The organism is Ruegeria sp. YTSA108 (assembly GCF_059610185.1).
In genome coordinates, this window is record NZ_JBXWND010000008.1 from 36,828 (window position 1) to 48,973 (window position 12,146).

At 58.0% G+C, this 12,146-nt stretch carries 10 protein-coding genes; 9 read left to right on the forward strand and 1 reads right to left on the reverse strand.

The annotated features are described in order from the left end of the window. The first annotated feature begins 842 nt into the window (after positions 1-842). From mraZ to AC2FHW_RS12570, 9 genes are all read left to right on the forward strand, one after another. The gene (gene mraZ / locus AC2FHW_RS12530; RefSeq protein WP_496822008.1) at positions 843-1,310 is read left to right on the forward strand and encodes a division/cell wall cluster transcriptional repressor MraZ; all 468 of its coding nucleotides are present in this window, start codon (positions 843-845) and stop codon (positions 1,308-1,310) included. Between the two features lie 4 nt (positions 1,311-1,314). Next, complete coding sequence (rsmH, locus tag AC2FHW_RS12535; protein ID WP_142635189.1) at positions 1,315-2,307, forward strand: 16S rRNA (cytosine(1402)-N(4))-methyltransferase RsmH; 993 nt, start codon at positions 1,315-1,317, stop codon at positions 2,305-2,307. Beyond that, the gene (ftsL, locus tag AC2FHW_RS12540) at positions 2,304-2,672 is read left to right on the forward strand and encodes a cell division protein FtsL (RefSeq protein WP_142635053.1); all 369 of its coding nucleotides are present in this window, start codon (positions 2,304-2,306) and stop codon (positions 2,670-2,672) included. The genes rsmH and ftsL overlap by 4 nt, the downstream gene beginning before the upstream one ends. Next, the gene (locus AC2FHW_RS12545) at positions 2,669-4,456 is read left to right on the forward strand and encodes a peptidoglycan D,D-transpeptidase FtsI family protein (RefSeq protein WP_142635051.1); all 1,788 of its coding nucleotides are present in this window, start codon (positions 2,669-2,671) and stop codon (positions 4,454-4,456) included. Before ftsL ends, AC2FHW_RS12545 begins: the two co-directional genes overlap by 4 nt. Before the next feature lie 21 nt (positions 4,457-4,477). Then, the gene (locus AC2FHW_RS12550) at positions 4,478-5,959 is read left to right on the forward strand and encodes a UDP-N-acetylmuramoyl-L-alanyl-D-glutamate--2,6-diaminopimelate ligase (protein ID WP_496822010.1); all 1,482 of its coding nucleotides are present in this window, start codon (positions 4,478-4,480) and stop codon (positions 5,957-5,959) included. Next, positions 5,956-7,350: a UDP-N-acetylmuramoyl-tripeptide--D-alanyl-D-alanine ligase gene (locus tag AC2FHW_RS12555; RefSeq protein ID WP_496677596.1), complete on the forward strand. Its 1,395-nt coding sequence runs from the start codon at positions 5,956-5,958 to the stop codon at positions 7,348-7,350. The genes AC2FHW_RS12550 and AC2FHW_RS12555 overlap by 4 nt, the downstream gene beginning before the upstream one ends. A 24-nt stretch (positions 7,351-7,374) precedes the next feature. Continuing rightward, positions 7,375-8,457, forward strand: a complete 1,083-nt coding sequence (gene mraY / locus AC2FHW_RS12560) for a phospho-N-acetylmuramoyl-pentapeptide-transferase (RefSeq protein ID WP_142635045.1) — start codon at positions 7,375-7,377, stop codon at positions 8,455-8,457. Between the two features lie 147 nt (positions 8,458-8,604). Continuing rightward, on the forward strand, positions 8,605-9,999 hold the full coding sequence (murD, locus tag AC2FHW_RS12565) for a UDP-N-acetylmuramoyl-L-alanine--D-glutamate ligase (protein WP_496822012.1): 1,395 nt from the start codon (positions 8,605-8,607) through the stop codon (positions 9,997-9,999). A gap of 111 nt (positions 10,000-10,110) precedes the next feature. Further along, positions 10,111-10,485, forward strand: a complete 375-nt coding sequence (locus tag AC2FHW_RS12570) for a glycine zipper family protein (protein ID WP_246097157.1) — start codon at positions 10,111-10,113, stop codon at positions 10,483-10,485. Positions 10,486-10,507: 22 nt separating this feature from the next. On the opposite strand, the gene AC2FHW_RS12575 is transcribed toward AC2FHW_RS12570, so the two are convergent. Then, positions 10,508-11,689: a BaiN/RdsA family NAD(P)/FAD-dependent oxidoreductase gene (locus tag AC2FHW_RS12575; RefSeq protein ID WP_496690899.1), complete on the reverse strand. Its 1,182-nt coding sequence runs from the start codon at positions 11,687-11,689 to the stop codon at positions 10,508-10,510. Positions 11,690-12,146 lie beyond the last annotated feature (457 nt).

Below are 12,146 nucleotides of genomic sequence, written 5' to 3' on the forward strand. Positions count from 1 at the left end.
ATTGCACAATAGTTGACGTCGTCAATGCTGCTATGCAGCAAATGCATGGATATCAAAGAGTTGAATGTTGGCAATCGAATATGCCTTAAAAATATGGGTTTGAGTTGCGCCAAGGGTGTCGCTTCTAATGCGGTTCCACTGAAAACCATAGGATCGTGACGTAAGGTCCGATTGCTTCGGTACGGTTATCGAAGAAGCCGAATGGCTGTGGTCGTGCGTATATGGGAAATCGTGGGTTCAGGTGGTTTTTAGTAACTTGGGAATGCGTGGGAACCGAGCCACCTTTGTTGATTCGTAGTTTGGAATGGAGGATTTGCTGGCTCTATCTACGGGGAATCGATGAAAGTGAAAAAATGTTGGGAATTCATGGGACGTTCATAATCTCTCTGACTTGTCTATATATGGTTGCTTTGAGGTGGTAGTATTCTAATTCTGGTGTATAAATAGAGTTTCCATTCATTTTCTTATCGATTACATTGTGAGTTGAGACGTGAGTGTGAGAAATTTTCTATTGATTTCCATGAATTCCCATGCCATCCCTTAGTTATCCGATGAGGACGAGGCACATGGGGCGCTAAATGACCCCGAACCAATAAAATCAGGTTTCATACAGGCATCTCGCTTTCATCAATCAAGAGATCCGGCGCGCGGGCGAGCAGACATCCCCCCAGGTGGCGCGCGCAGCTGGACATCCCGCAAAGCGGGTCAATGCGGCGGGTTGATCAGTGGCAGCAGATCAACCCGCCGTTTTAATTCTGGGGGGAGTGAGAATTTCAAGTGGGGCGCAAGCGAAAGGGACAGTCGTCTTGGCGCGCAGGTTTAGAGGTGAAAGCCACCATAAGGTGGACACGAAGGGCAGGGTCTCGATCCCGGCCTCGTTTCGCCGTGTGCTTGAAGCTTCTGATCCCAACTGGCAGTCCGGTGACAATCCCGAACTTGTAATTGTTTATGGCGACCACCGGCGCAAATTCCTTGAATGCTATACTATGCAGGCGATTGACGAAGTTGACGCCAAGATTGATGCGCTTCCACGGGGTTCAATGCAGCGGAAGACATTGCAGCGCATGTTCCACGGACAATCCTTTCCGACAAACGTGGATGAGACCGGGCGTCTGGTCCTGCCTGCCAAGCTGCGCAGCAAGATTGACCTAGAGGGCGAAGCCTTCTTTATTGCCGCTGGCGACACTTTCCAGATCTGGAAGCCTGAAACCTACGAGTCTGATGAATTGGCGGCCGCCGAGGAATGGCTGGATGATCAACCCGAGGATTTCGATCCTTTGGTGTTCCTAGATGGCGTCGGGGACGCGTGACGGCATGGCCGGTGCGCAAACCTCTTCTGACAAACCACATATTCCGGTATTATTGCGCCCTTTGCTGGCTGCGGTCTCTCCGGTGTCGGGCGTTTGGTTGGACGGAACCTTTGGTGCCGGAGGATATACCCGTGGCCTGCTCGAGGCAGGCGCGGACAAGGTCGTCGGCGTTGATCGTGATCCGCTGGCCTTTGAAATGGCTGCGGACTGGGCCAAGGGCTATAGTGATCGGCTGGTGATGCAGCCCGGCGTCTTTTCGCGTCTGGACGAATACGCTCAGAACTTGGACGGGGTGGTGCTGGACCTTGGGGTTTCCTCGATGCAGCTGGATTTGGCCGAGCGTGGCTTTTCCTTTATGAAGGACGGCCCGCTGGACATGCGCATGAGCCAGGACGGCGAAAGCGCGGCTGATCTGGTCAACACCGCAAGCGAAGCGCAGCTGGCCGACATCCTGTTTCACTATGGTGAAGAACGCGCCAGCAGGCGAATTGCCAGGGCTATCGTCAAGGCGCGGGCGGAAGAGCCGATCACAACCACCTTGCGGTTGGTGGGGCTTATCGAATCCTGTCTGCCCAGGCCCAAACCCGGTCAATCGCATCCCGCGACACGCAGCTTTCAGGGGCTGCGCATCGCGGTGAATGCAGAATATGAAGAATTGTTCCAGGGCCTGATGGCCGCTGAGCGCGCGCTGAAACCTGGCGGGCAGCTGGCTGTTGTGACGTTTCATTCGATCGAAGACCGCATGGTCAAGCGGTTCTTTCAGTCGCGGGCGGGCAAAACAGGCCGGGCAAATCGCTATGCGCCCGAAATTGCGCAGGACCAGCCGCAATTTACGCTCAAAACCCGTAAGGCAGTGGGGCCGGACGAGCAGGAATTACAAGAAAATCCGCGTTCGCGCTCAGCCAAGCTGCGTGTTGCTGTGCGCACTGAGGCTCCGGCGGGGGAAATTGAAGCCCGCGCCATTGGGATGCCACAACTAGGGGGAAGGGCAAAATGAAGAGTGTATTGTATGTGTTGACTGCCTTGGCCGTGTTCGGGGTGGCCCTTTGGGCGTATCAAGAGAACTACCGCACCCAGCAAGTTGTGAAAGAAACGCAAACACTGCAACGAGAGATCGGCGTGGCGCAGGTCCGACTGGCCGTTCTGAATGCGGAATGGGCTTATTTGAACCGTCCTGATCGTCTTCGAGAGCTGGCGGATCTGAATTTTGAACGTCTCGGCCTGCTGCCCTTGCGAGCAGAGCAGTTTGGGCGCGCGGATCAGGTTGCCTATGCCGAGGATCCAGATCTTCCGATTGTCGATCCCATCGAATTGCAGGCGATAACCAACATTAAGGCGTTGGGAGAGGTGCAGTTCCCATGACGCGCACGCCCCTCCGCCCTCTGGCCCGTGTCCTGGATGCGCGTGCACGCGGTGAAAATCCCAAGGTTATCGAGCGCGAAAACATCCAGAAGCGCCATGAAGATATGAAGGACAGGGCCCGTGCTCGGGCCGAGGGCCGTTTGCTGGTGCTGGGACTTTTCTTCTTTTGCGCCTTCTCGGTGGTTGGTGTTCGGATGGGGATGCTTGCGACGTCCGAGGCGCAAGAACCCTTGGCCAACGCCCCCGGTGCCACAATCGCGATGCAGCGCGCCAATATTGTTGACCGCGAAGGGCGCATTCTGGCCACCAACCTGGACACCTATTCCGTCTATGCCCAGCCGCCGTTGATGATCGATCCGATTGCCGCCGCGGATCAACTGGTGGCAATCTTCCCGGATTTGGAAAAAGACCGTCTGATCAAGGATTTCACCGGCAACCGCAAGTTCCTGTGGATCAAAAAGCGCATCTCGCCCGAGCAGAAGCAAGCCGTGCATGACATCGGTGATCCAGGTATTCTGTTCGGCCCGCGCGAAATGCGCCTTTACCCGAATGGCAAGCTGGCAGCACATATCCTTGGCGGGTCAGGTTTTGGGCGTGAAGGCGTCAGTGCTGCCGAGGTGATCGGCGTGGCCGGGATTGAAAAGCAATTCGACGATTATCTGCGGGACCCTGCCAACGGAAACAAGCCGCTGCAACTCTCGCTGGATCTGACTGTACAGGCCGCTGTCGAACAGGTGCTTTTTGGTGGCATGAAGATCATGAACGCCAAAGGCGCCTCAGCCGTTTTGATGGATGCGCATACGGGCGAGGTCATCTCGGCGGCGTCGCTGCCATCCTTTGATCCCAATGATCGCCCGCGCCCCCCGACGTCGGGGTTCGATCCATCGGACAGCCCCTTGTTCAACCGCTATGTGCAGGGCGTGTACGAGTTGGGATCGGTGTTCAAGATATTCACCGCTGCGCAGGCAATTCAGCTTGGTCTGGTGAATTCTGAAACGATCATCGACACCTCGGGTCCGATGAAAATCGGTCGTTTTCCGATTGGTGAGTTCAACGGCAAGAATTACGGCAAGATCAGCGTGGCGGATGTGATCGTCCACAGCTCGAACCGGGGTACTGGGCGTCTGGCGCTGCAAATTGGCGCGCAGCGGCAACAGGAATTCCTGCGTTCGCTGGGCATGTTCGAACCGACCCCGTTCGAGATTGTCGAAGCAAAAGGTGGCGAGCCGCTCAAGCCCAAGAAATGGGGTGAGCTGAGCACAGTGACCATTTCTTATGGCCATGGCTTGTCGACCAGCCCGATGCATCTGGCGGCGGGATATGCGGCGATTGCCAATGGCGGGTATTATGTCAGCCCAACGATTCTGCGCAGGAGCGGGTCACAATATGGCCCGCGCGTGATGTCTCTGGGCGCTGCGACGCAGGCGCAGAAGATGCTGCGCAAGGTTGTCACCGACGGCACAGCGAGCTTTGGCGATGTCGCCGGCTATGACGTGGCAGGTAAAACCGGTACGGCAGACAAACCGAAGCCGCGCGGTGGGTACTATGATGACAAAGTCATCGCCACTTTTGCGACGATCTTCCCGGCCTATGATCCGAAGTACGTACTTATCGTCACTCTGGATGAACCTTCCATCGTGGCCTATGGCGAAAAACGCCGTACAGCAGGGTGGACAGCCGTACCTGTGGCTGCGGAGCTGATCGGGCGTGTCGCGCCCTTGTTGGGATTGCGCCCCCGGCTTGAGCCTGAGGCGCGCGCTGCTATAACGCTGACCTCGAATTAGGCGTCCGGCGAAAGGTGGGTCATGGGCACTAGGACTAAGAAACTCAGCCAACTGGCCCTGACCGCACGTGCGGGTGCAAACCCTGAGATTACCGGGTTGGCCGTTGATAGCCGCGAGGTCAAAGACGGTTATCTGTTTGCGGCAGTTCCGGGAACGCGCGTCCATGGCGCAGAGTTCATTCAATATGCTCTGCGCATGGGGGCCGCCGCAATCCTCACCGATGCCGAAGGGGCCGAGGTCGCAGCGGGCGTGCTTGCGGGGTCGGATGCCGCGCTGGTGGTGGTTGAAGACCCAAGGCAGGCGCTGGCAGGATGCGCAGCACTGTGGTTCGGAAAGCAGCCTCAGACCATCGTGGCTGTGACGGGGACCAATGGTAAAACCTCTGTCGCGACCTTTGTCCGCCAAATCTGGATGGAACTGGGTCATGCGGCCGTCAACCTGGGGACAACCGGGGTCGAGGGCGCATGGACTACCCCTTTGGCGCATACAACGCCCGAACCGATCACCCTGCATCGGTGTTTGGCCGACGCGGCTGAGAACGGTGTGACACATGCCGCGATGGAAGCATCCTCGCATGGTCTCGAGCAGCGCCGCCTGGACGGGGTACAGTTGGCGGCAGCGGGTTTCTCGAATTTCACCCAGGATCATCTGGATTATCACGAAACCTTCGAGGCGTATTTTGCCGCCAAAGCAGGACTTTTCGACCGCGTGTTGCCTCAGGACGGCACGGTTGTGGTCAACATGAGCGATCCAAAGGGTGGGCAGGTTCGTCGTATCGCTGAAACCCGTGGGCAAAATGTGCTGACCGTTGGATTGGGTGATGCAGATCTGTGTCTGCTCAATCAGCGCTTTGATGCAACCGGGCAGGATCTGCGGTTTTCGTGGCAGGGTAAGGTATATCAGACCCGATTGAACCTGATCGGTGGGTTCCAGGCTGAAAACATCCTGCTGGCATGTGGGCTGGTGATCGCTGGTGGCGAAGATCCCACGCGTGTTTTCGAGACCCTGCCGCATCTGACGACGGTCCGGGGACGGATGCAACTGGCTGCGACGCGTGAAAACGGAGCTGCTGTGTTTGTCGATTACGCCCATACGCCAGATGCTGTGGCCACGGCACTCAAGGCTTTGCGCCCTCATGTTATGGGCCGGCTGATTGCCGTCATCGGTGCCGGCGGAGATCGTGATGCGACCAAGCGACCGCTGATGGGCAAGGCTGCGGCCAATAACGCTGATGTGGTATTTGTTACCGACGACAATCCCCGCACCGAAGACCCAGCTACCATTCGTACTGCGGTGATGCTGGGCGCGCCCGAGGCAACCGAAGTGGGTGATCGTGCCGAAGCCATCCTGCGCGGCATAGATGCCCTGCAACCGGGTGATGCGCTGCTGATCGCCGGTAAAGGGCACGAGACAGGCCAGATCGTGGGCGATCAGGTTTTACCTTTCGACGACGTAGAACAGGCCAGCATCAGCGTGGCCGCCCTCGACGGGAGGGTAGCATGACGCTCTGGACTGCGGCCGAGGCTGTTGCGGCCACTGGCGGGCGTGCCACCGCCGATTGGCAGGTCAATGGCGTATCCATCGACACCCGCACATTGCAGCCCGGAGATCTATTTGTTGCGCTGAAGGCGGCGCGCGATGGTCACGACTTTGTGACGCAAGCGCTTGAGAAGGGCGCAGGCGCCGCGCTGGTCTCGCAGATACCCGAAGGCGTTTCCCCGGACGCGCCGTTACTGATCGTCGAGGACGTGCAGACCGGGCTTGAGGCGCTGGGACAGGCGGCTCGTGCCCGGACAGAGGCGCGCGTGGTCGGTGTAACCGGCAGCGTCGGCAAGACATCGACCAAGGAAATGCTAGCCAATATTCTGGAAACGCAGGGGAAAACTCATGCCAGCGTTGCCAGCTACAACAACCATTGGGGTGTGCCGCTGACGCTGGCGCGGATGCCGCGCGATACCGAATTCGCTGTGATCGAGATCGGGATGAATCATCCCGGAGAGATTGCTCCGCTGGCGCGTCAGGCCCGTCCACACGTGGGAATGGTCACCACAGTTGCGGCAGTCCATCTGGAAGCATTCGAGTCGGTTGCAGGTATAGCGAAAGAGAAAGCCGCGATATTCGAAGGGTTGGTCCCGGGCGGTGCGGCCATCGTGAATGCGGATATCGAACACGCCGACATCCTGCGCCAATACGCAGATGAGGCCGGAGCAGGGATCGTCGATTTTGGGCGCGCTGCGTCAGATTACGTGCTGACCGGAGTTTTGCAAAAACCTGACTCGGTCCATGCAACGGCCGGCGTCGACGGAAAAGACATCTCTTTTGATGTGCAATCAGCAGGCACTCATTTCGCCATGAATGCGCTTGGGGCATTGGCCGCCTGCGTTGAACTTGGTGTTGACCTGAACGACGCCATCACCGGCCTGCGCAACTGGTCGCCGGTAAAAGGTCGCGGCGTTCGCGAGCAGATTTCGCTGGCCGGTGGTGGTCAGATCGAATTGCTGGACGACAGCTATAACGCCAATCCAACTTCGATGGAGGCTGCCTTGGAAGTTTTGGCCGCCTCACAGGGCATGCGCCGGATCGCGTTTCTGGGTGATATGAAAGAGCTGGGCGCGCAAGAGATCCCCATGCATGCAGCGATGGCGAATGTCGCGGCTATGACGCAGATGGATCAGGTTCACTGCATTGGCCCGCTTATGAAAGCGCTTTACGATGCGTTGCCAGCGGAAAAGCGCGGACTTTGGTTTGAGACCAGCGTTGAGATGGCTGAACGGCTGCCAGAGCTGATCTGCGCAGGCGACACTGTTCTTGCCAAAGGATCACTCAGCATGGCGCTGGCGCGAATTGTTGACGGTTTGCGGGAAATGGGGCAAGGGGACGCGCTTGAGCCATGATCGCCGCACGGGAAAGGTATTGATATGCTCTATTGGTTGACCGGCCTGTCGGACGGAGGGGATTTTTTCAATCTCTTCCGGTACATCACGTTCCGGGCGGGCGGTGCCTTTATGACAGCGCTGATTTTCGGGTTTATCTTTGGCAAACCGCTGATCAATGTTCTGCGCCGCAAGCAGGGCAAAGGGCAACCGATCCGCGATGATGGCCCCGAGGGGCACTTCTCCAAAGCGGGCACGCCGACCATGGGCGGCTTGCTGATCGTGGGCGCGCTGGTCACATCCACACTGGTCTGGGCGCGCTGGGACAACCCCTATGTCTGGATGGTCTTATTCGTGACGCTGGCCTATGCCGCCATCGGGTTTGCAGATGACTATGCCAAAGTATCCAAGCAAAACACCAAAGGTGTTTCGGGGAAAATGCGGTTAGGACTTGGTGTGATTATCGCAGTTCTGGCCTCAATTTGGGCCACGATGCACCACCCTGAGGCGCTGCAGAATCAGCTTGCTGTGCCGGTATTCAAAGACACGCTGCTCAATCTGGGGATATTCTACATTCCCTTCGCGATCGTCGTGATCGTTGGGTCAGCAAATGCGGTGAACCTGACCGACGGGCTGGACGGCCTGGCGATCATGCCCGCAATGATCGCCGCATCGACCCTGGGGATTATCGCCTATGCAGTGGGCCGGGTCGACTTTACCGAGTATCTGGATGTGCATTACGTGCCCGGAACCGGCGAGATCTTTATTTTCACCTCGGCCCTGTTCGGCGCTGGCCTTGGGTTTCTATGGTACAACGCGCCGCCTGCGGCCGTGTTCATGGGGGACACCGGATCGCTTGCCTTGGGCGGCGCTTTGGGAGCGATTGCGGTGGCCACCAAACACGAATTGGTGTTGGCTGTCGTCGGAGGTCTGTTCGTGGTCGAAGCGCTGAGCGTGATCATCCAAGTGCTGTATTTCAAACGCACAGGTCGTCGCGTGTTTCTGATGGCCCCGATCCATCATCACTATGAGAAAAAGGGGTGGGCAGAACCCACCATCGTGATCCGGTTCTGGATCATTTCTTTAATCCTGGCGATGATTGGGCTTGCGACGCTGAAGGTCCGGTAGGCTCCCGGCAGGTTCGGAGGACAGCCGGCCCGCCGCCTCCTGTTGGGCCGGGCTCGCGCTGCGCACGAACCTGCTGTCGATCTTGCCAATGGCAGGTTCATCTGTGCAGTGTGTCGGCGCATTTGAAGTCGAAAGAAGGTGGGAAATATGATCCCGGTCAAAGGGTTTTCAGGACAGAAAGTTGCGGTTCTGGGGCTGGGTCGGTCTGGCCTGACCACGGCGCGCGCCTTGCGGGCCGGTAATGCCGAACCCGTCTGCTGGGATGATAATCCGGCTGCACGCGCGGCGGCCGAAGCCGAAGGGTTCACATGCTGCGATCTAGGCCGTCACGGGGCGTTTGATGAGGTTGCCTGTCTGATTGTCTCGCCCGGGATACCGCATCTCTACCCATCGCCGAACCCTGTGGTGGCCGCAGCGCTTGAGGCCGGGGTGCCGGTGGATAACGATATCGGTTTGTTCTTCCGCTCGTTTGCCGGGCCGGAATGGGACAATCTGGATACTCCGCCCCGCGTGGTTGCGGTGACCGGGTCGAACGGGAAATCAACCACCGCCGCCCTTATCCATCATATCCTGACCGAAGCTGGCCGTGAGGCGCAGCTGGCGGGGAATATCGGCCGAGGCGTCTTGGACATTGATCCAGGCGGCAATGGCTCGGTCGTGGTGTTGGAGTTGTCGAGTTATCAGACAGAGCTTGCGCGGTCGCTGACACCTGATGTGGCCGTTTTCACCAATCTGTCACCGGATCATCTGGATCGTCACGGCGGCACGGGGGGCTATTTCGCCGCCAAGCGCCGTCTGTTTGCCGAAGGTGGCCCTGACCGTGCCGTGATCGGAGTGGATGAGGACGAAGGCGCCTTTCTGGCCGGTCAGCTGGCCGAAGCGCCAACGGATGACCGGGTGATCCGTATCTCGGTTGCCCGCAAGTTGACCGGACCCGGATGGCAGGTATTTGCGCGCAAAGGGTTCCTGTCGGAGTATCGCAAGGGGCGACAGGCAGGGTCGATTGACCTGCGCGAGATCAAAGGTCTGCCCGGTGCACACAATCACCAGAATGCCTGTGCCGCCTACGCCGCGTGCCGCGCGTTGGGGTTGGCCCCTCGGATCATTCAGGATGCGTTGCACAGCTATCCGGGCCTGCCGCATCGCAGTCAGATCATCGCCGAAGCGGATGGGGTCACCTATGTAAACGATTCAAAGGCGACCAATGTCGACAGCGCAGTAAAGGCGTTGAACGCGTTCAAGAAGGTCCGCTGGATCTGTGGCGGGCTTGAGAAAGAGGGCGGGTTGTCTGCACTCAACTCAGCCAGTGAACATGTGCTCAAGGCTTATGTGATCGGGCGCGAAGCTGCCGGATTTGCAATGCAGTTACATGCAGATACCCTGGTTTGCACCACAATGGCAGAAGCCGTTGAACAGGCAATGAACGACGCGCAGTCGGGCGAGACGATTTTGCTGGCCCCTGCCGCAGCCAGTTTTGATCAATATGACAATTTCGAACAACGCGGTGAGGATTTTGCAGAACAGGTTCGTAAACGGCTTTAGGACACGCCATTTGCAATAGATCGCCGGTTGGGCCAAGCTGAGATGCTATCAGCTTGACGCGCCATATTTTTTGGTTTTGCTACCCGTCAAATTCAACACGAGGTTATGACTATGCCATATCGTAAGTTTTCCCTGATCCTGCCTGCCATTCTGATTGCGGGTGCCTGCACCAACACTGGCGCAAACTACCAGCCGATCATCGATGGTCCGGTTGGCCCTAATTACAACGTTGATCTGCAGCAGTGCCAACAGCTTGCGGCATCGCAGGCATCTGTTGATGGCACCACGGCCGGGAATGCAGCCATCGGCGCCGTTGGCGCAGCCGCAGTGACCGGGATAGTACAGGACAGCAGCGATAATCTGGGCCGTGCTGCAGTTGCAGGTGCGTTGGTTGGCGCCGGTGCGGATGTGATCAACAAGAACCAGAACAAAGAAGTGTTGGTGCGTAACTGCATGCGTGGCCGTGGGTACAACGTCGTCGGCTAGTGCCGCGCAAATACCGTGTCGGCTAACCACGACTGGCGATTGCAGTTCCAGCGGCATGGCCTGAGGACCATGCCCATTGGAAATTGTACCCGCCCAGCCAACCGGTGACATCCACCGCTTCACCTATCGCATAGAGGCCGGGGACATCCCTGGCCTCCATCGTTTTTGACGACAGATCATCGGTGTCGATGCCGCCCAGCGTGACCTCGGCGGTGCGATAGCCTTCGGTCCCGGACGGGGTCAGATGCCAGTTCGACAGGGCCTCGACCAGGTCCGAAAGGGCGGTGTCCGATTGGTCGGCCAAATTGCCTTGCATGGGAATGTGTTGGCTCAGGAAATCGACCAATCGCGCGGGTAACTGCCGGGAAAGTTCAGTAGTCAGGGCTTTGCGTCCGCTGTTTTGGCGCTGATCTCGCAGCAGGTCGAACAGTGGCATATCCTGGATCAGGTTGACCCGGATCGCCTCACCCTCGCGCCAGTATGAGGATAGTTGCAGCGCAGCTGGTCCGCTGAGGCCGCGATGGGTGAAAAGCAAAGCCTCGTCAAAGCTGGTCCGGTCGTTCGACAGCCGCGTCGGCAGCGAGACACCGGACAGGTCCTTGAATCTGCCGTCGGTAAAGGTGAACGGCACCAGAGCCGCGCGTGTCTCGGTCATCCGCAATCCAAACTGGTGTGCGATGTCATAAGCCAGACCCGTCGCCCCCATTTTAGGGATCGACTTGCCACCCGTGGCCAGAACCAGATTGGTGCAGGTCAGGGCATGACGCTGTCCCTCGCGTTCAACCGTCAGCGCGAAACCAGTGTCGGTTTTGCACAGGTCCTTCATCTCGGTCCTTACCCACAGCTCGGCCCCGGCGCGCTCTATTTCATCCAGCAACATTTGGATGATCTGTTTCGAGGAACCGTCGCAGAACAGCTGTCCCAGTGTTTTCTCGTGCCAAGCGATGTCATGACGCCCGACCATTTCAATGAAATCCCACTGCGTGTAGCGCGCCAATGCGGACTTACAGAAATGCGGGTTCTGAGACAGGAAGTTGCCCGGCCCCGCGTACATATTGGTGAAATTACACCGCCCGCCGCCCGAGATGCGGATTTTCTCACCCGGCGCCTTCGCGTGGTCGATCACCAGAACGCGCCCAACGCAATGGGCGGCACACATCAAGCCAGCAGCACCGGCGCCCAGGATGATCGTATCATAAGTCATGCGCGGGGGATGGCGTGGAATGGCTGGGATGGCAAGGGGGAGACGTAAACACGCGCTGCAATCGTCCGTCCGTGACTGTGGATCCGTCCTCTGATTGGTTTGGGAAAATGGAATGAAATTGGCAGTTGGAACATTTGTGATATTGGCCGGAATACCATGTGCCAGAATACGCCCGACAAGGAAGCTCAATATGACGCACTGCACAGGAGGGCGGTTCAGTGATCACGCGCATTTCCCAAGTCACAGTTCAACTGGGAAAAAAGGCTGAATTGGTCGAATCCAGGAGGATAAAGCACTACGATCTTGTTCCCTAGGTGTTCCGAACGCCCGGGACGGGAAGCCCTGAAGCGGATCACTGGCTTGAAGGCGCCAATTTCCCTCTGTTGCGGCGTCATTCCACTAGCCCAAACACTAAAACCCCTGTAGACTCGCTCGTAGACCCCGAAAACGGGGCGTT